The sequence below is a fragment of the Micromonospora lupini str. Lupac 08 genome, assembly GCF_000297395.2.
In the GTDB taxonomy this organism is placed as follows: domain Bacteria; phylum Actinomycetota; class Actinomycetes; order Mycobacteriales; family Micromonosporaceae; genus Micromonospora; species Micromonospora lupini.
In genome coordinates this window covers 3,535,621-3,554,119 of sequence record NZ_HF570108.1, presented here as the reverse complement: position 1 = coordinate 3,554,119, position 18,499 = coordinate 3,535,621, and the positions used below count along the sequence as shown (strand labels likewise).

The window sequence follows — 18,499 nt, the reverse complement described above, 5'->3', positions numbered from 1 at the left end:
TCAGTCCTCGTCGTCGTACGGCCCGAGGTCTTCGGTATAGAAGTCGACGTCGTCCTCGTCCATCTCGCGCGCAGCCAGCGCCTTGCCCGCCTCGTCGGCGCGGCCCTGCGCCCGCAGGGCCAGCGCCAGCACCGCGGTGGCCGCGTAGCCGTACTCGTCGGGATCCTCGGCCAGCACCTCCCGCGCCTCCGCCTCGGCGCGGGCCGGCTCGCCGACGCGCAGACGCAACCGCGCCCGGTCCAGTCGGGCCGAGCGACGCTCGTCCGCCAGCTCGTCGCCGTCGAACCAGGTGACGGCCGCGTCGAGCCGGTCGAGCGCCTCCGCGGTGCGGTCGGCGGCGGCCAGCAGCTGCGCGGCGGCCACCTGATCCCTGCCCGCGTGCTCGGCGGACGTGGGCTGCTCGGCCGCGCCGAGGGTGTCGACGCGGGCCAGCACCGCCCAGGCGACATCGTCCGGGGGGCGGTTGGCCAGCCGCGCGAGCGCCTTGCGCAGCACCCGCAGCTCGGCGTCGGCGTTGCCGTTGGCCCGGTGCCGGTCGGCGGCAGTGACCAGATGGGTGAGACCCTCCATGCCCTGCAGCAGGTCGGCCGCGTCCTCCAGGATCACCTCCAGCGGAGGCACCCCGTCGGGCAGGTCCCCGGCGGGGGTCAGCTCGGCCAGCACCGCCCGCGCCGCGTCGCGGTGGTGGTAGGCCCGGCGGTACAGCTCCCACAGCAGGTGACGGCAGCGGGCCGCGTCGTCGCGCAGACCGGCCCGGTCGAGGCTGCGGACCGCCTCCTCGGCCGCCTCGACGGCGTCCTCCTGTCGGCCCGAGTTGCGCAGGGTGTGCGCCACCTCGAGGCGGGCCCGCGCGGCGCCGGCCGCGTCGCCGGCAGCGGTGAGCGCGGCGACCCGCTCGACGAGGGCGGCCAGCGCCGGGTCGACCGGCCGCTCGGGCGCGGTGACGCGCCCGGCGAGGACGGTGAGCGGCACCCGCTGCGCCACAGGCGTCGCCGCCATGCGCGCCTCGACCCGGTCGCTCTGGTGCCGGTTGCCGTTGCGGACGTCGAACCGGGCGGCTGTCGCGCGAGCGTGCCCGGCCATCTCGTCGTGGACCTCGGCCACCGTCGCTTCCCACCGACGGGTGCCGTCGTCGGAGCGGCGCGACAGCGCCAGAGCCCCGTGCCCGGACGCGGAGAGCCGGCCGAGGACCAGCGCGGCGGAAGCGGCGAACTCCATCGCCGCGTACGGCGACGAGGGGCGTTCCAGCCAGCTCAGGTGCCGTTCCACCAGCTCCAGGCCACGCGCCTCGTTGCCGGTCAGGCCGCAGAACAGCACGTGCTGGGCGAGGTTGTCGAGGTGGTGGCGGTCGTCGCGGATGCGGCGGTAGCCGTCCCGGTGCGCCTCGACGGCCTCGTCGAACCGACCCACCCGCAGGTACGGCGTGAGCAGCTCGCTGAGCATCCACTGGGGCTGCTCGGTGCAGCCACCGCGCTTGTACGGCTCGCCCACGGCGATGGCCTCGTCGAAGCGGCCGAGGGACGTGAGGTGCCGCACCTGGCCCGACGGGACACACGCGCCGCAGTCCGACAGCGCGTCCCGCTTGGCGGTCACCATCCGGTCGTACGACTCCTGGGCGGCGGCCATGTCCCCGACGTGGTGCGCCACCAGCCAGCGGTGCTGGTGGACCGCGTGCAGGCTGTGCCCGGCGAGCTGATAGCGGCGTTGCATGTCGTCGAGCACCGCCATGGTGCGCTCCAGGGGGATGTCCGGGAACTGGGGCAGCGCCCAGACGATCCACTTGAAGTCCCAGAGCAGGCTGTGCGCATGGTGCTCGCCCACCACCTCCGGCTGCCTGTCGAACGTCGCCAGGCACCAGGAGAAGGCGAGGAACGCCCGGGTGGGGTCTCCGCCGTGGTGGAAGTCACTTATCGCCCGCATCCGCGCGGAAAAGGCGAACGGCACGTCACCGGCCGCGTCGGCGTGCCGGAAGACCGCGTCCAGCGCGGCGAACCGGGCGGGGCCGCGCGGCAGCGCGTACGCCTGGGCGAGGCGCTCGCGCAGCTCCTGCTCCGAGGCGGTCACCGGGCCCCTCCCATGGCGCGGGCGAGCAGCCCGAGGAACGACTGGTTGAGCGCGGCGGTGTCCGCGGGCCGCAGCGGCTGGTGGCCCAGCAGCAGCGCCTGCACGTACAGCCCCTCGATGGCGAGCGTCGTCAGCTCGTCGTCGCCGGTCGCGATGGCCTGCCGGACGAGGGGGTTGCGGTGGTTGAACACCAACTGTGGCCGCTCGTCGCGCCCCTGCGTGAAGGTGCCGAGGATCGACGACCACAGCTCGTCGGCCTGCTCCTGCCCCTGCCGCAGGTCCACCGCCAGGGCGGTGTCCCCGTCGAGCAGGTGCAGCGCCGGCATGCTGGCCGGTTCGAAGGCGCGGACCAGCACCTGCACGCCGAGGCGGTCGAGGGTCCGCTGCGCCAGGACGAGGAAGGGCCGCACCGCCAGCTCGACGTCCGGGTCGAGCGGTTCCAGCCGGGTCGCCAGGTCGCTCGCCGTGAGGACCTCGGTGACGATCGTGCTGTCCAGGTCGGACAGCCGGCTCGTCAGCTCGGCGTCGTAGACGTAGCCCGCGTTGACCACGGCGATGCCCTGGGCGGCGGCGACCGCGGCGAGCTGGCGGAACTCGTCCACCGAGGGCGTGTAGCGCACCACCTGGTGCCGTTCCCGGAACTCGGCGAGGGTCAGCGGGCCCATGTTCGTCTCGAACGGCCACCACTGCTCGACCAGGCGCAGCATCTCGTCGTCGTGCACGGCGAGCGCCTTGACGCCGAGGTGGTGCACCCGCAGGAACGCCTGGAGGCGATGCGGGTCGGTGCGCCCGAGCCGGGTCATCCAGCCGCGCAGGGAGTCGCCCAGCGACTCGCGGACCTGGTCGAGCAGCGCGTCCTCGTAGAGCGCCTCACGGCTCGCGGTCGGGCGCAGCTCACCGGTGTCGACGACGCAGCGGACGAAGAACGCCCACTCCGGCAGCAGCCGCTCGATGTCCTCGGAGAGCAGCATCTGCTTGAGGTACACCCGGTGGGCCACCCGCGACGTCGGGTTCGCCGGCATGGGGAGCACGAACGCCACCCCGCGCAGGCCGGCGGCGGGCACCGCGAGGTCGATCACGTCGAAGGGCGTGAAACCGAAGACCTCCTGGGCGTACGCGTCGAGCCGGGCCCGACGGGTCGCCGCCGGCTCCGCGGCGTCGTTCTCCCAGGGCGCCAGCCCCACGGTGATCGGCTCGTCGTCGACGTGCACGGGGATCGGCAGCATGGAGCCGTACAGGGAGGCGATCTCGCGGACGGCGTCGCGACGCAGCCAGTGCTCCTCGCCGCGCCGGGGCACCAGCGTCACGGTGGTGCCCTGCTCGGGGCGCTCCCGTCCGGCCGGGGCGACGTGCAGCTCGTAGCGCCCGTCGGCGTAGCCGATCCACTCGACGGTCGGGGAGCCGGCGGCGCGGGTGCGTACCCGGATCTCGTCGGCGACCAGGAAGCAGGAGAGCAGACCGATGCCGAACTGGCCGAGGAACTCGTGCCGGGCGAAGCCCAGGTCGTCCCGCTTGGAGCTGCGCCCGATGGTGGCGAGCAGTTCGTGCACCTGCGCCTCGGTCAGGCCGATGCCGGTGTCCTCGACGCGCAACGTGCCGTCTCCGGTGGACTCCGGCGGGTGGATGCGGATCGCGCCCGGCGCACCGGGGTCGTCCGACCGGCGGGCGGTGATGGCGTCGACGGCGTTCTGCATCAGTTCGCGCACGTAGACGCGCGGGCTGGCGTACAGGTGGTGACTGAGCAGGTCGACGATGCCGCGCAGGTCGACGTGGAAGGTGTAGCTCACAACCGCCCTCTCCCATGATCCGGTCCGGTGCACACTAGCGGCTGAGCGTGCGCGTCGGGTGCCCCGTTTCCGGGCCTACGTTTCGTCGGACGGTCGTGCCATGCTGCCGCTCACCTCAGCGCAAGGAGCACGGGCATGGTCACGGTGATCGTTCGGGATGAGACAGCGACGGGCAGAGCCATCGAGAGCTGGCCGTTGGCCGGCCTGCCGGAGCAGATCTCGGTGCGGGAGCTGGTCCGGTTGCGGGTGCGCGAGGAGGTGGCGCGGTTCAACGCCGAGCAGCCACGGCACTTCCGGGGCCTGGTGCAGCCGACCGACACGGAGGCCACCCTGAACGGCTACCGGGTCACCCCGGGCCGGCGGCTCGACTGGGAGGCGCAGGCGGATCGCGCCTGCGCGGCGTTCGCCCGCAACGGCTTCCTGCTGCTGGTCGGCGACCGCCAGATCGAGGACCTCGACGAGCAGATCGACCTGCGCACCGACCCGGCCGTGGCGTTCGTCCGCCTCGTCGCGCTCGTGGGTGGCTGAGATGGGCGACTGGGAGGCGTTGCTCCCCGGCCTGACCGAGGCGGACCGGCGGCAGGTGGAGGTCGGTCTCGCCGAGGCCGACGCCCGGATCCGGGCGGTGCTGCGGATCGCCGACACGTACTTCTGGGGATCCCCGGTGACAAGCGTGCCCGAGTGGGCCACCGTCGAGTCGTGGCCGGCCGAGGAGCGCCGCCGCGCCGCCCTGGCCGTGCACCTGGAGTCCTCGAACGCTTCGATTCCCACCGCACTGAACGACGTGGTGCGCAACCTCGGCGCCGAGGACGTCCCCTTCACGCGGGCGGACCTGGTGTGGTGCCTGCAGGTCGCCGCTCGCGGGGAGTGCTTCGACAACGGCGCCCACCTGGAGCTGCCCGCCCTGATCGCGCCGCGCCTGCCGACCGGCGAGCTGGCCGACCTGGTGCCGGCGCTGTCCGCCCTGGTCAGTGAGCTGGTCGACGACTACTTCATCGCGGCGGTGCCGCGCCGCCGCGCCGTCACGCTGTTCGGCCGGGCGATCGACCGCGCCACCGGCAGCCGCCTACCGTCGTGGCTGCTGCACGACGGCGACACGTTCGGGCCAGCCGTCCGTGCCGAGCTGGGTGATGTCCTCGTCGCGCCGGGCGTGCCGGAGCTGCTGGAACACCGCGCCACGTTGGACAAACCGGCGGCGTCCAGGCAATGGCTGCGCCGCCTCGACGACCTGCTCGCCGCCGCCGACGGCGGCCCGCAGGTCACGCGCCAGATCCTCGACGCGTTCGCCACCCGCGGACGATCCGTCCACGACGACTCCGACCGCCTCCTGCGCGGGCTGGTCTGGGCGTTGTCGCGCGACGGCGACGAGGAGGCGACCGACCTGCTGGCGCGGGCCACCGCCACTGCGGCGGCGGCGCCACGCCAGGCGTCCGGATATCCCCACGCGCCGCGCACGGCGATCGTCGCGGTACGACTGCTGGCCGACCGCGACGGCGACGCGCCGGTACGCACGCTGGCGCGGCTGGCCGGGACGGTCCGGAACAAGGCCGTGCAGAGCCGGGTCCAGTCCGCGCTGACCGGCCTCGCCGCGCGACACGGGTGGTCGCTCAGCGAGGTCATGGAGCTGGCCGTCGACGACCACGGGCTCGGACCGGACGGGCGTCTGCGCACACCGGTCGGCCCGTACGAGGCGACGGTGGAGATCGCGGGCGACCGGGCGCGCCTGGTCTTCGCCCGCGACGGCGTCCCGCTCAAGGGCGTCCCGGCTCAGGTGAAGCAAGCTCATGGCGACGAGCTCGTCTGGCTACGGGACGCGGTCAAGCGGGTCGGCGCGACGCTGGTGAGCGAGCGCCAGCGGGTGGAGGGGCTGCTGTCGGAGGAGCGCACCTGGTCGTACCCCGACTGGTCGTCTCGGTTCCTCGACCACCCGGTCACCGCGACCTTCGGGCGGCGGCTGCTCTGGGAGACAGGCGGCGACGGCCAGCGCTGGACGGCCGGCCTGCCCCGCTGCGAGCCCGACGGGTGGACGCTCGTCGACCGGGCCGGCCAGACCCTGCCGCCGGGTCGCATCCGGTTGTGGCATCCCGCCCGCGCGGACACGGCGGACGTGCTGGCCTGGCGCGAGCACCTGCTCGCCGCCGGCCTGACGCAGCCGTTCAAGCAGGTCTTCCGGGAGGTCTACCTGCGCACACCGGCCGAGGAGAAGACGCACACCTACTCCAACCGGTTCGCGGCGCACATCCTGCGCTACCGGCAGGCCAACGCCCTGCTGCGCGCCCGCGGCTGGCAGGCCGGCTACCTCGGCACCTGGGACGGCGGGTACGAGAGCGAGGCCACCAGGGTCTTCGGCGGCGGCGCGTGGCGGGCGTCCTTCGACCACGCGCTCGTCGACAACCCGGATCCCGACCGCTACGACGTCGAGTACTGCTCCACCGACCAGGTGCGCTTCGCCCGCCGCGACGGGTCGGCCTGGCAGCCCGCGCCGATCGTCGACGTGCCACCGCTGGTGTTCACCGAGGCGATGCGCGACGTGGACCTGTTCGTCGGCGTCACCTCGATCGCCACCGACCCGCAGTGGGCCGATCGCGGCGAGGACCGGTTCTCCGCCTACTGGCGACGCGCGGTCGTCGCGGAGCTGACCCCGTCGGCGCAGGTACGCCGGGACGCCCTCGCTCGGCTGCTGCCCCGGATGGCCATCGCCGACCGGGTGGAGCTGTCGGACCGGCATCTGCGGGTACGCGGAAACCTGCGCGCGTACCGGATCCACCTCGGTTCGGGCAACGTCATGGTGGAGCCCGACGACGCGTACCTGTGCATCGTGGCGGCACGTGAGCGGACCGGCCGCCTGCACCTGCCGTTCGACGACGACCCCATGCTGTCCACGATCCTGTCCAAGGCAATCATGCTCGCCGCCGACGACAAGATCACCGATACCACGGTGCTCCAGCAACTACCACCCCCGGTGCCGGGGAGCTGACGGCCAACGCGTCGCGCTGGGCCGGCGGCAGGCGGCAGGCGGGGCAAGGGCTTGATCACGTGATGAAAAGTAGGTGCCAGGATGCTTTTCTGGCCTACTTCTCATCACCTGATCAAGGGGTGCCCCTGCGGTGGCGACCCGTTGGCGCGTCCCACGAGGGTCATTACGTCAGCTTCGGGAGCATCAGGGCTGCCACTTCTGCGGTCAGCGCGATTGCCCAGTCAAGCTGTGGACAATCATTGCGACCTTGACACTCCAGGCACCCACCTACTCGCCATGGCCGGTCGAGTGCCCGAGTCCAGTGTGCGTCGAGCACCCGCTTCGCCATGAACAGTTCGGTTGCCTTCGACACCGGTTCGTCGATCGACACTATCGGCACCTTCCCCACGATGATTGGGTCCCACCTGAGCCAGCACGTCGTGCTCCCTCAGGTGGGCATGCCGTCAGGAACCCAGGAGTTTGCCGAAACCAGGGAACCCAACTGAGCTACAACCTATTCCAACTTGTAGGAGCAGGTCAACTACGACCCCTTCATAGATCATGAAACTTGTTGGAACAGGTCCGACCGTGATCGAATTGAGGTGCCGAAACCAGGGACCCTACGGAGATCGAGTCATGCCGACCGAGAGAGTGGACTACCGGCGCATCGCCAACGAGATAGCCGAGAAGATCAAGTCCGGAGAGCTTGCGCCGGGTGAGAAGCTACCGTCCACACGAGAGCTGGCCGACCAGCACGGTGTGCACATCTCCACGATCAACCGGGTCACGACAATCCTCAAAGATCGCGGGTTGGTCGAGGGACAGCCCGGCAAGGGTGTCTACGTGGCCGAGGCTGGGCAGTCCGACTAGGTCTCACTCGACGGTCCAGCCGGCAGCCGCGTCCCCCACCCCACGTCCCACGGGCACCACCCGGCTCCAAGGCCGCGTTACCGCCGAATGCGGCGCAGGCCCGAGTTGTACAGGCGAACGACATCCGCACCCGGTCGAAATGAGGTGCTTGGTGATCCCGATGGCTGCCAGGCTGCGCCGCATGGACCTTCGTCTTGAGCCTTGGTCGGAATCCGCGCTCGACCTTCTGCGCCGGATCAACACTCCGCAGATGCGTCGTCACGTCGGCGGCCCTGAGCCGGAGGAACAACTGCTTGCCCGGCACCGCCGGTACCTTGCCATGCCGGCAACTGGTCGCGGCTGCATGTTCGCCGTACTGCTCGGCGACGAGATGGTCGGCAGCATCGCCTATCACCGGCGCACCTGGCAGGGTGAGCAGATTTTTGAGACCGGCTGGAACGTCCTACCGCCCTACCACTCCCGAGGCCTTGCCTCCGCAGCCGGCGCCACCCTGATCACTATCGTCCGCGAAATCGCCCGCCAGCCCGACGATCCCCACAGCCTGCACGCGTTCCCCGCAGTCGACAACGCCCCTTCCAACGCGCTCTGCCACCGCCTCGGCTTCGCCCTCCTCGGCCCCTGCAATTTCGAATATCCGCCGGATAGCGGCTCGCTGATGCGCAGCAACGACTGGCGCATCGACCTCGCGGACTCCGGCCGGCCCGCCGTCACGCCGCAGCGCGACCGCCGGTGCTCTCGGCATGGGCCCTACACGAGTGATTCCTAGCCCTGCTGGGCGGTGGGCGCAGCCGGCGGCCGTGACCGTCCGTCACCTTCTTGGGGGCGGATGCGGTCGTCAGCGATATACCTCAGAGTCATATTCATACCGCTGCGGTATACCGCTCAACAGGACGTTGATATGGCGGGCAGCCACAGCGGATGGCCAACGCCCCTCGCCGCAACCCCAGCCCCGTCTTGGGTTAGGACTTACTCGTCCAGGGCGGCGCGCTCGGACGGCTCGGCGAGTGACCGTGCAGGAGATTGGTCAGGGCAGCAGGATGACGTGCAGTTGGCGCGGGCCGTGCACCCCCTCGACGCGGATCAGTTCGATGTCGCTCGTCGCCGACGGGCCGCTGATCCAGGTCAGTGGACGGTGTGGCGTCAGTCGGGCGAGGGCCTCCGGCACGGTGGCCACCACCTGGTCGGCGCGGACGACGCACACGTGCCGGTCCGGCAGGAGGCTGAGCACCCGGCGTCCCTGGTCGGGCGAAGCGTCGAGGACGACGGTTCCGGTCTGGGCGATGGCGACGGCGGCGGCGGTGACGACGGCGTCGGCGGCCCCGATCCGGGCGTGGTCGAGGCCGTCGTCGGGCAGGGCGGTCACCGTCGGCGGCAGCCAGGCGCGCGGCAGACCCGGCGGTACGACGACGGTGCCGCCGTCCGGCAGGAGGTCGGCGATCGTGTCGGCGACGGCGGCCTCGGCGACCCGGTGCACGTGTGCCCGGTAGTCGGTCAGCCGCTGCGCCAACTGGTCGAGGTCCACGGCGGCGGCCTGCCGGTAGTCGCGGGGCACGTCGACAGGCGCGGCGGCGGCGTCGTCGGCGGCGAGCGCGGCCCGCAGCCGGCCGAGGACGAGGTCCCGGGAGGTCACCGGTCGGCCCACCATTCGCGGAACGTCTGCGCCGGCGGGTCCGGCAGGTCCCGGCTGGCGGTCCAGCCGTTGAGCGGTGGGGGCAGCCCCCGACCACGCCGGCCGACGAGCCGGCTCAGCCGCGCGGCGCGCTGCCCGGCCGCGTACAGCCGGGGTCGGTCCATCGTGTACGCGGCCGCGGCCATCGCGATCGACTCGGCGGTGGGCCGGGGTCGCGACTCGACGGCCTCGGCACGCAGGTGCACCAGCAGCTCCGGGATGTTGATTTTGACCGGACAGGCGTCGTAGCAGGCGCCGCAGAGCGTCGACGCGTACGGCAGGGACGCGTTGTCCTCGATGCCGGTGAGCTGGGGCGACAGCACCGCGCCGATGGGTCCCGGGTACACCGACCCGTAGGCGTGGCCGCCGGCGCGCTCGTAGACCGGGCACACGTTGAGGCACGCCGAGCAGCGGATGCACCGCAGCGCCTGCCGGCCGACCTCGTCGGCGAGCACCGCGCTGCGCCCGTTGTCGAGCAGCACGAGGTGGAACGTCTGCGGCCCGTCGCCCGGGGTCACACCCGTCCACATCGAGGTGTACGGGTTCATCCGCTCCCCGGTCGACGCCCGGGGCAGCAGCTGGAGGAAGACCTCCAGGTCGCGCCAGGTCGGCACCAGCTTCTCCACGCCCATGACGGTGATGAGTGTTTCCGGCACGGTCAGGCACATCCGGCCGTTGCCCTCGGACTCCACCACGGCCAGGGTGCCCGTCTCGACGACGGCGAAGTTCGCGCCGGACACCGCCACCGGCGTACTCAGGAAGGTTTCGCGCAGGAACCGGCGTGCGGCGGCCGCGAGGGCCGCCGGGTCGTCGGTGAGCGCGGGGTCGACGCCGGGCATCTCGCGGAGGAAGATCTCCCGGATCTCGGCCCGGTTGCGGTGGATCGCGGGCACCAGGATGTGGCTCGGCCGGTCGTCGCCGAACTGCACGATCAGCTCCGCGAGGTCGGTCTCGACGGCGGTGATCCCGGCCGCTTCGAGGGCCTCGTTGAGGCCGATCTCCTGGGTCGCCATGGACTTGACCTTGATGACCCGGTCCGCGCCGGTCGCCCGGACGAGGTCGGTGACGATCCGGTTGGCCTCGACGGCGTCCGCCGCCCAGTGCACGACCCCGCCGGCCGCGGTGACCTTCTCTTCGAGCTGTTCCAGCAGGTCCGGCAGGCGGCGCAGGGTGTCGGCCTTGATGGCCGCGCCCGCCGTGCGCAACTGCTCCCAGTCGGACTGTTCGGCGATCACACCCGCGGACTTGGCCCGGATCGTCGTCGTGGCGTGGCGAAGGTTGCGCCGCAGTTGCGGGTCGGCCAGGCTGCGCCGCGCCGCGGTGGGGAACGACTCCTCGCCGCGCAGGTGCCCCACGCCGGCCGGCGCGGTCACCGGTGGGGTGGTCGCCGGCATGCCGAGGAACGTCCGGCGGGTCACGGGCGGGCCGCCGATCGGGCGCTCTGCTCGGTCGAGGCCAGGATCTCGGCCAGGTGCACGGTGCGCACGCCGGTCCGCAGCCGCGACAGCCCGCCGCCGATGTGCATGAGACACGAGACGTCGCCTGCGGCGCACACGTCGGCGCCGGTGGAGAGGACGTGGCGCATCTTGTCCGCAAGCATCGCCGTGGACGTCTCCGGGTTCTTCACGGCGAACGTGCCGCCGAACCCGCAGCACTGCTCCGCCGCCGGCAACTCGACCAGGTCGAGCCCGCGCACCGCGCCCAGCAACTGTCGTGGCCGGTCCCCCACCCGCAGCATCCGCAGCGAGTGGCAGGTCGGATGGTAGGTGACCCGGTGCGGGTAGTACGCGCCCACGTCGGTCACCCCGAGCACGTCGACGAGCAGCTCGGACAGCTCGTACGTCCGCTCGGCCACCGACTCGGCGCGACTGGCCAGCCGCACGTCGCCCGCCCGGCGGGCCACCGTCGCGTGCTGGTGCCGCACCGACCCGACGCAGGAGCCCGACGGCGCGACGATCACGTCGTACGGGTCGAAGACCCGCACGTGGCGGCGTACCAGGGGGACGGCCTCGCGCTGGTAGCCGGTGTTGACGTGCATCTGCCCGCAGCAGGTCTGCTCCTGCGGGAAGACCACCTCGTGGCCGAGCCGTTCCAGCAGCCGCACGGTCGCGGTGGCCGCCTGCGGGAACATGGTGTCGGCCAGGCAGGTCACGAACAGCGCGATCCGCACGGCCCGCCTCCCCCCACCGACCGTCGCCGGCCGGCCGCCGTCACGGCCGGACCCGCAGGTGGGTGACCCCACCGTCGACGTCCAACACCGTACCGGTGGTCGACGCCGAGAGCGGCGACGCGAGGTAGACGATCGCGTTCGCGACCTCCTTCGGTGTGACAAGTCGTCCGATGGGCTGGCGGGCCTGCAACGCCACGCGTTCGGCGGCCGGGTCGTCGGCCTGCGCCAGCAGCCGTCCCACCCAGGGCGTGTCGGCCGTGCCGGGGCAGACGCAGTTGAACCGGATGCCCTCGCGGACGTGGTCGGTGGCCATGGCGAGGGTCAGCGACAGCACGGCGCCCTTGCTGGCCGAGTAGAGCGCCCGGCCGGGCAGGCCGTTGAGCGCGGCGATGGACGAGATGTTGACGACCGACGCGTGCGCCGAGGCGCGCAGCCAGGGCAGGGCCGCGCTGACGACGCGTGCCATGCCGACCACGTTGACGTCGAGCACGCGGTGCCACTCGTCGTCGCTCTGGTCGGCGACGGTTCCGGTCGCGCCGATCCCGGCGTTGTTGACCACCACGTCGATGCCGCCGAGCGCGTCTGCTGCGGCGGCGACCGACTTCTGCACCGACGGGCGGCTCGACACGTCGGTGGCGAAGCCGTCGATGCCCTCCGGCAGGCCGCTCGGGTCGAGGTCGAGGACGGCCACCCGGGCGCCCCGCTCGCGCAGCTCCACGGCGGTGGCGCGGCCGATGCCGGAGGAGCCGCCGGTGACGAGCGCGGCCAGCCCGGCGAACTCCGCGCTCACGCCTGCACCAACGTCTGGCGTGCCCGGCCCAGGCCGGCGACCTCCAACTCCACGACGTCGCCGGCGCGCAGGTACGGGTGGTCCGGAAGGCCCAGCGCCACGCCGGCCGGGGTGCCCGTGTTGATGACGTCGCCGGGGTACAGGACCATGAACTGGCTGAGGTACCAGACGACGTGGGCGACCGGGAAGATCATGTCCTTGGTGGACCCGTCCTGGCGCAGGACCCCGTTGACCCACAACCGCAGCGCCAGCGACTGCGGGTCGTCGACCTCGTCGGCCGGCACGAGGCTCGGCCCCAGCGGGTTGAAGGTCTCGCAGCTCTTGCCCTTGTCCCACTGACCCCCGCGCTCCAACTGGAACCCGCGCTCGGAGACGTCGTGCGACACCGCGTACCCCGCGATGTGCCGCATGGCCTCCTCCGGGGAGTCGGCGTAGCGGACGGTCGTGCCGACGACGACCCCGAGTTCGACCTCCCAGTCGGTCTGCGTCGAGCCACGCGGAACGAGAACGTCGTCGTACGGCCCGACGATTGTCATCGGGTCCTTCATGAAGACCACCGGCTCGGCGGGCAGCGCCGCACCCGTCTCCGCCGCGTGGTCGCGGTAGTTGAGTCCAATGCAGACAATCTTGTGGGGCCGGGCGATCGGCGCGCCCACCCGCAGGCTGTCCGCGTCGGGCAGTTCGGTCAGCTCGCCACGGTCGAGCGCGACCCGCGTCCGCGCGATCCCGTCCGACGCCCAGAACGCCCCGTCCAGGTCGGCGGTGAGCGGCCGCAGGTCGAAGGTCGTGCCGTCGCGCTGGACGACCGGAATCTCCTGGCCGCTCGGGCCGAGGCGCTTGAAGTTCATCTCACTCTCCTCCGTGTCCGGGCTGACCGGGCGGTGGCGGACACCCCCGCATTCAACACCGACACGCCCCGCGCCCGGCACGGCGGGATCACCTCGGTCAGCTCGGTGGGACCGCGTCGCCACCCCGTACGCCGAGGGCGCGCAGCGTCGCCGCGTCGGCCGGGAAGAACGACTCGACGGCCAGCCCGGCGACCGTGACGTCGAGCGGGGTGCCGAACACGGTGGTGGTGCTGAGAAAGGACAGCTCCCGACCGTCGTGGCGGTACCGGAGGCCGACGGCGACCCGCGAGACGGGGTCACCCGTCGCCGGGGCGTGGCAGTTGCCGCCGGGATAGCCGCGCAGCTCCTCGTGCAGGTCGTGCAGGACCGCGTCGCCGGTGCCGACTGCCGTCTGGCGCAGCCGGGCGAGCAGGTGCGTACGCCACTCGGGCAGGTTGCCGATCCGCGGGGCCATGCCGTCGGGGTGCAGGCTGAGCCGCAGGACGTTTACCGGAGGGGCGAGCAGGTGCGGCGCCGCGCCGTCGGTGAACAACGCCACGGCGGGGTTGGCCTCGACGAGCTGCCAGTGCCTGTCGATGAGCACCGCCGGGAACGGACCGTGGCCGTCGAGGATCCGCCGGACGGCGGCACGCACCGGCGCCAACTCCGGGTCGTCCAGCTCGTGGCGGGGGTACGCGGGCGCGTACCCCCCGGCGAGCAGGATCGTGTTGCGGTCCGCCAGCGGTACGTCGAGCTGCTCGGCCAGCCGCAGGATCAGCTCGGGGCTCGGCCGGGACCGCCCGGTCTCCACGAAGCTCAGATGTCGGGCGGAGATCCCCGTCTCGATCGACAGGTCCAGTTGGCTCATCCGGCGGCTCTGACGCCAGTCGCGCAGCAGCTCTCCGACCCGTCGTACCGGCCTGGTCGTCGTCGTCACGCGACCGACCCTAGTGACCGCGTCGGCTCACCGGCCATTACCTCCGACGTAATCGACAGGGTCCCGGACCGGCCGCGAGCATCGTCTCCGAGGGCGGCGTCCACCGCCGCCCGACATCCCACGATGAGGAGGAAGCCATGGGTACGAGCTTCGACACGCTTGCCGAGCGGTACATCGCGATCTGGAACGAGACCGATCCCGCCCGTCGCCGCACGGAGATCGCCGACGTGTGGGCTGCCGACGCCCGCTACGTGGACCCGCTGAGCGTCGCCGAGGGCCGGGAGGCGATCGACACGATGATCGCGGCCGTGCAGGACCGGTTCCCCGGCATGACGTTCCGGCTGGCCGGACCGGTCGACGGCCACCACGACCAGGTCCGGTTCACCTGGGAGCTGGGGCCCGACGGGGTCGAGGCGCCGATCGTGGGCTTCGACGTCGCCGTGGTGGACGGCGACGGGCGGTTGCGCCAGGTGCTCGGCTGGCTGGACCGGGTCCCGGAGGCCTGATCGGCCCCCGGGTGCGCGGTGTCAGCGCGACGGGGTGTCCCGGCGCGTAGGGGTGTCCCGGCGTGACGGGAACGGGGTGCCGGGCTGCCCGAGGGTGGAGCGGGCGCGCAGTCCGACCGGGTCCGGAGCGGCCACCGGCGCGGCCGGGGCCGGCTCCGGTCCCCGGCGCGCGTCGAGGTACGCGGCGGCGGCCACGTCGTCGTCGGTGGGCGCGGCGAGCAGGGCGTAGAGCAGCCCCACCACACCGAAGATCACCGCCACGACGATCGGCACCAGCAGCGCGCTCACCCCGGCGCCGCTCACCCCGCCCGCACGTTCGTGCAGGTGCACCGACAGCGCGCTCATGCCGGTGAAGTGCATGCCGTTCACGGCGACGCCCATGACCAGCGCGGACGCGAAGATCGCCAGGCCGCGCCGGACGGTCATCGCGAGCCACAGCGCGACGGTCGCGGCGACGACCGCGATGACCACCGAGAGGATGACGCGGGTGCTGTCGTAGCCGAGGCTGCCGTTGAGGCGCATCGCCGCCATGCCGGTGTAGTGCATGGCGGCGACGCCGGCGCCGGTGAAGACGCCGCCGGCGACGAGGCGTAGCGGATTCAGCCGGCCGGTGCCGACGATGGCCAGGCCGATGCCGACCGCGACCACCGCGATGGCGGTGCTGGCGGCGGTGAGGGGCACGTCGTACCGGATGCGCGCGCCGTCGACGGCGAAGCCGAGCATGGCCATGAAGTGCATCGCCCAGATGGCGGTGCCGCCGAGCGCCCAGGCGGCCAACAGGCCCCACCAGGCGCGCTGACCGGCGGTGCGGGCGGTCCGGATGCGGCCGGCGCAGACGAGGCCGAGAACCGAGCCGAGCACGGACAGCGCGTAGCTCAGCGCGGGCGTGATCCACCCGTACTCAAAGTGATTGATGTCCGCCACGGCGGTTCTCTCCCCATTCGTTACCGGCGCGTAAAAACGACGCTCGGGCAATGATCAGGGGTGCCCGGAGCAGGCGCAACAGCACCCCCCGGACGATGCGGGGGGTGCCGTCGCGGTGACCGTCCGATGCGTCGGTCCCGGGGTGGCGCTGACCGAAAATGATGATCAGGCGGAGGTGTGGTACGCCAGCACGCCCCGGTTGATGGCCGCTATCGCCTGCCGGGCGGTGGAGCGCAGCTCCGGGGAGGCCCCGCCGGAGTCGGCAAGTTGACCGAGCAGATCGACCACCTGCCGCGCCCACCGGACGAAGTCACCGGCGGGCATCTCCCCGTCGATCTCGTGCCCACTGCCGAGCACCTTGGCCAGGGCCTCACCCCGCGCCCAACGGTAGACCGGCCAGGCGAAGCCCAGATCCGGCTCCCGGGTCGCGGACAGACCGCGGGCCGCCTCGTCGGCCTCGATCTCGCCCCACAGCTTCAGCGTCTCGTCCACCGCGTCGGCCACCGGGCCACGCGGCAGCGACGCCCGCTCGTCGACGTCGCGACGCGCCTCGAAGACCACCACGGACACCGCCGCGGCCAACTCGGCCGGGGAGAGGCCGTCCCACACGCGTCGGCGCAGACACTCGGCGACCAGCAGGTCGGCTTCGGTCCAGATCCGGCCGAGCATCCGACCGGCGTCGGTGACCGCGCCGTCGCGGGCGAGGTAGCCACGGTCGGTCAGCAGGGCGACGATCCGGTCGAAGGTCCGCGCGAGGGACCCGGTGCGCCCGGACACCCGCTCGCGCAGTTCCTCGGTGTCCCGCTCCAGGCGACGGCGTCGCTCCGCCCAGCGGGCGTGCTCCTCGCGCTCCGGGCAGGCGTGGCAGGGATGGTTGCGCAGCTCGGTGCGGAGCTGCGTGAGCTGGTGGTCCTCGCCGGGCGTCTGCCGGGAGCGGCCACCGCGCCGACCGCCGTGCCGGTCCAGGCCGGTGCCGCTGACCTCGGCGGCCAGGTCCCGCCGGGCGCCCGGCGAGCGGTGGTTGAAGTGCTTGGGCACCCGGATGCGGGCCAGCACCTCCGCCGGGGTGGTGAAGTCGCCGGGGCTGACCCGTCCCGCCCAGCGGTCCTGGGTGAGCACCAGCGGACGGGGTTCGCCGAAACCGCCTGTCGCCGGGTCCAGCACGACCGCCAGGCCGGCCCGCCGACCCGACGGCACGCGGATCACGTCACCGACCCGCAGGCGCTCCAGCGACGCCACGGCGGCGGCCTTGCGCTGGGTCTGCCCCTGCCGGGCGATCGCCTTCTCCCGGTCGGCGATCGCCACCCGCAGCGCGAAGTACCCGTCGAAGTCGCCGTGGTGGCAGGCGGCCTCCGCGCCGTACGCCTCGATGGTCTCGGTGTTGCGCTGCACCTGCCGTGCCAGGCCGACCACCGACCGGTCGGCCTGGAACTGGGCGAACGAGGACTCCAGCAACGCCCGGGCGGGCTCCGCGCCGACCGTGCCGACCAGGTTCACCGCCATGTTGTACGAGGGCCGGAAGCTGGACCGCAGCGGATAGGTGCGGGTGGAGGCGAGCCCGGCCACGTGCCGCGGGTCGGTCTCCGGGGACCACACCACGACGGCGTGCCCCTCGACGTCGATGCCGCGCCGGCCGGCCCGCCCGGTGAGCTGCGTGTACTCCCCCGGGGTCAGGTCGACGTGCGCCTCGCCGTTGTACTTCACGAGGCGTTCCAGGACGACGCAGCGGGCCGGCATGTTGATGCCCAGCGCCAGGGTCTCGGTGGCGAAGACCGCCTTGACCAGACCCCTGACGAACAGCTCCTCGACGATCTCCTTGAACACCGGCAGCATGCCGGCGTGGTGGGCCGCGAGGCCCCGCTCCAGGCCGTCGAGCCACTCCCAGTAGCCGAGCACCGTCAGGTCCTCGCCGGGGATGGCGGTGACCCGGGACTCGACGACGCGGCGGATCTCGGCCCGCTCCTCGGGCGAGGTGAGCCGCAGCCCGGCGGCCAGGCACTGCTGCACGGCGGCGGCGCAGCCGGCCCGGCTGAAGATGAACAGGATCGCCGGCAGCAGCCCTTCGCGGTCCAGCCGGTCGACGATGTCCGGGCGCATCGGCCCACGCCAGCGGGGACCACGCCGACCGGAGCCCGGCCCGGCGCTGCGCCCCTCCCCCAGCTCCAGACGGCGCATCTGGTCGCGGGTGTAGCGCAGCAGCTCCGGGTGCACGTCGTGCTTGCGGGCCGCGTCGGCGTCGTGGAACAGGTCGAACATCCGCTTGCCGACGAGCATGTGCTGCCACAGCGGCACCGGCCGGTGCTCGCTGACCACCACTGCGGTCTCGCCGCGCACGGTGACCAGCCAGTCGGCGAACTCCTCGGCGTTTGACACCGTCGCCGACAGCGAGACCAGGGTGACCGAGGCGGGCAGGTGGATGATCACCTCTTCCCACACGCCACCGCGGAACCGGTCGGCGAGGTAGTGCACCTCGTCCATCACCACGTAGGCCAGCCCCTGCAGGGTGCTGGACCCCGCGTACAGCATGTTGCGCAGCACCTCGGTGGTCATCACGATCACGGGCGCGTCGCCGTTTATCGCGTTGTCGCCGGTGAGCAGGCCGACCTGCTCGGCGCCGTACCGGGCGACCAGATCGTGGTACTTCTGGTTGGACAGCGCCTTGATCGGCGTGGTGTAGAAGCACTTGCGCCGGATCGGTGGCGTCGCGGCGTCGTCGGCCGCCGCCGGGTCGTCGGGCCGCCCCCGCAACGCCAGGTGTACGGCGAACTCGCCGACCACGGTCTTGCCGGCGCCGGTGGGGGCACAGACCAGCACGCCGCTGCCCCGCTCCAACGACTGACACGCCTCCCGCTGGAAGTCGTCGAGATCGAACCCCAGGTCCAGGGCGAACTCGTCCAGCGCCGGGAACTGTGCGGTCTGCGCGGCCCGGCGGCGCGCCGCTGCATACCGCTCGGCGGGACTCGACATGGCACCAAGATTAGTGCGTGCCGGGACACGAC

Annotated in this window: 16 protein-coding genes; 5 read left to right on the top strand and 11 right to left on the bottom strand. The window is 72.5% G+C overall.

From position 1 onward, the window contains the following. Window positions 1-2,064: a hypothetical protein gene (locus MILUP08_RS17420; protein WP_007459993.1), complete on the bottom strand. Its 2,064-nt coding sequence runs from the start codon at window positions 2,062-2,064 to the stop codon at window positions 1-3. Next, entirely contained in the window at window positions 2,061-3,851 is a 1,791-nt protein-coding gene (locus tag MILUP08_RS17415) for an HSP90 family protein (protein ID WP_007459991.1), read from the bottom strand. The genes MILUP08_RS17420 and MILUP08_RS17415 overlap by 4 nt, the downstream gene beginning before the upstream one ends. Before the next feature lie 135 nt (window positions 3,852-3,986). Between MILUP08_RS17415 and MILUP08_RS17410 the strand changes: the two genes are divergently transcribed. Beyond that, entirely contained in the window at window positions 3,987-4,379 is a 393-nt protein-coding gene (locus MILUP08_RS17410) for a hypothetical protein (RefSeq protein ID WP_007459988.1), read from the top strand. A gap of 1 nt (window position 4,380) precedes the next feature. After that, window positions 4,381-6,828 carry a DUF4132 domain-containing protein gene (locus tag MILUP08_RS33850; protein ID WP_007459986.1) on the top strand — a complete coding sequence of 816 codons (2,448 nt, stop codon included), beginning with the start codon at window positions 4,381-4,383 and terminating at the stop codon, window positions 6,826-6,828. A gap of 163 nt (window positions 6,829-6,991) precedes the next feature. On the opposite strand, the gene MILUP08_RS35380 is transcribed toward MILUP08_RS33850, so the two are convergent. Beyond that, window positions 6,992-7,198, bottom strand: coding sequence for a hypothetical protein (locus MILUP08_RS35380; RefSeq protein ID WP_144056951.1), 207 nt, complete (start codon window positions 7,196-7,198; stop codon window positions 6,992-6,994). Window positions 7,199-7,443: 245 nt separating this feature from the next. Here MILUP08_RS35380 and MILUP08_RS17400 point away from each other — a divergent pair, with 245 nt between their 5' ends. Further along, window positions 7,444-7,677, top strand: a complete 234-nt coding sequence (locus MILUP08_RS17400; protein ID WP_007459982.1) for a GntR family transcriptional regulator — start codon at window positions 7,444-7,446, stop codon at window positions 7,675-7,677. Window positions 7,678-7,858: 181 nt separating this feature from the next. Further along, the gene (locus MILUP08_RS17395; protein WP_051065974.1) at window positions 7,859-8,443 is read left to right on the top strand and encodes a GNAT family N-acetyltransferase; all 585 of its coding nucleotides are present in this window, start codon (window positions 7,859-7,861) and stop codon (window positions 8,441-8,443) included. Window positions 8,444-8,701: 258 nt separating this feature from the next. Here MILUP08_RS17395 and MILUP08_RS17390 read toward each other — a convergent pair whose 3' ends face one another. The 6 genes from MILUP08_RS17390 to MILUP08_RS17365 all read right to left on the bottom strand — a co-directional run bounded on the left by MILUP08_RS17390 (window position 8,702) and on the right by MILUP08_RS17365 (window position 14,070). Next, complete coding sequence (locus MILUP08_RS17390; RefSeq protein WP_039908220.1) at window positions 8,702-9,307, bottom strand: LutC/YkgG family protein; 606 nt, start codon at window positions 9,305-9,307, stop codon at window positions 8,702-8,704. Continuing rightward, window positions 9,304-10,740, bottom strand: coding sequence for a LutB/LldF family L-lactate oxidation iron-sulfur protein (locus MILUP08_RS17385; protein ID WP_039908218.1), 1,437 nt, complete (start codon window positions 10,738-10,740; stop codon window positions 9,304-9,306). Before MILUP08_RS17385 ends, MILUP08_RS17390 begins: the two co-directional genes overlap by 4 nt. A gap of 20 nt (window positions 10,741-10,760) precedes the next feature. Continuing rightward, window positions 10,761-11,516 carry a (Fe-S)-binding protein gene (locus MILUP08_RS17380; RefSeq protein WP_007459974.1) on the bottom strand — a complete coding sequence of 252 codons (756 nt, stop codon included), beginning with the start codon at window positions 11,514-11,516 and terminating at the stop codon, window positions 10,761-10,763. Between the two features lie 40 nt (window positions 11,517-11,556). Then, window positions 11,557-12,306: an SDR family NAD(P)-dependent oxidoreductase gene (locus tag MILUP08_RS17375; RefSeq protein ID WP_007459972.1), complete on the bottom strand. Its 750-nt coding sequence runs from the start codon at window positions 12,304-12,306 to the stop codon at window positions 11,557-11,559. Then, window positions 12,303-13,154: a fumarylacetoacetate hydrolase family protein gene (locus tag MILUP08_RS17370; protein ID WP_007459970.1), complete on the bottom strand. Its 852-nt coding sequence runs from the start codon at window positions 13,152-13,154 to the stop codon at window positions 12,303-12,305. The genes MILUP08_RS17375 and MILUP08_RS17370 overlap by 4 nt, the downstream gene beginning before the upstream one ends. A gap of 97 nt (window positions 13,155-13,251) precedes the next feature. After that, on the bottom strand, window positions 13,252-14,070 hold the full coding sequence (locus MILUP08_RS17365) for a helix-turn-helix domain-containing protein (RefSeq protein WP_007459967.1): 819 nt from the start codon (window positions 14,068-14,070) through the stop codon (window positions 13,252-13,254). Between the two features lie 137 nt (window positions 14,071-14,207). Here MILUP08_RS17365 and MILUP08_RS17360 point away from each other — a divergent pair, with 137 nt between their 5' ends. Continuing rightward, complete coding sequence (locus tag MILUP08_RS17360) at window positions 14,208-14,576, top strand: nuclear transport factor 2 family protein (RefSeq protein WP_007459965.1); 369 nt, start codon at window positions 14,208-14,210, stop codon at window positions 14,574-14,576. A 21-nt stretch (window positions 14,577-14,597) separates the two neighbouring features. Here MILUP08_RS17360 and MILUP08_RS17355 read toward each other — a convergent pair whose 3' ends face one another. Beyond that, window positions 14,598-15,500, bottom strand: coding sequence for an MHYT domain-containing protein (locus tag MILUP08_RS17355; protein ID WP_007459963.1), 903 nt, complete (start codon window positions 15,498-15,500; stop codon window positions 14,598-14,600). A 165-nt stretch (window positions 15,501-15,665) separates the two neighbouring features. Next, window positions 15,666-18,467, bottom strand: coding sequence for a DEAD/DEAH box helicase (locus MILUP08_RS17350; protein ID WP_007459958.1), 2,802 nt, complete (start codon window positions 18,465-18,467; stop codon window positions 15,666-15,668). Window positions 18,468-18,499: the final 32 nt, after the last annotated feature.

What these genes read in the sequence shown, in the direction of transcription:
- MILUP08_RS17410 (WP_007459988.1), top strand. Translation starts at nt 3,987, where the DNA reads ATGGTCACGGTGATCGTTCGGGATGAGACAGCGACGGGCAGAGCCATC.
- MILUP08_RS33850 (WP_007459986.1), top strand. Translation starts at nt 4,381, where the DNA reads ATGGGCGACTGGGAGGCGTTGCTCCCCGGCCTGACCGAGGCGGACCGG.
- MILUP08_RS17400 (WP_007459982.1), top strand. Translation starts at nt 7,444, where the DNA reads ATGCCGACCGAGAGAGTGGACTACCGGCGCATCGCCAACGAGATAGCC.
- MILUP08_RS17395 (WP_051065974.1), top strand. Translation starts at nt 7,859, where the DNA reads ATGGACCTTCGTCTTGAGCCTTGGTCGGAATCCGCGCTCGACCTTCTG.
- MILUP08_RS17385 (WP_039908218.1), bottom strand. Translation starts at nt 10,740, where the DNA reads ATGCCGGCGACCACCCCACCGGTGACCGCGCCGGCCGGCGTGGGGCAC.
- MILUP08_RS17370 (WP_007459970.1), bottom strand. Translation starts at nt 13,154, where the DNA reads ATGAACTTCAAGCGCCTCGGCCCGAGCGGCCAGGAGATTCCGGTCGTC.
- MILUP08_RS17360 (WP_007459965.1), top strand. Translation starts at nt 14,208, where the DNA reads ATGGGTACGAGCTTCGACACGCTTGCCGAGCGGTACATCGCGATCTGG.
- MILUP08_RS17350 (WP_007459958.1), bottom strand. Translation starts at nt 18,467, where the DNA reads ATGTCGAGTCCCGCCGAGCGGTATGCAGCGGCGCGCCGCCGGGCCGCG.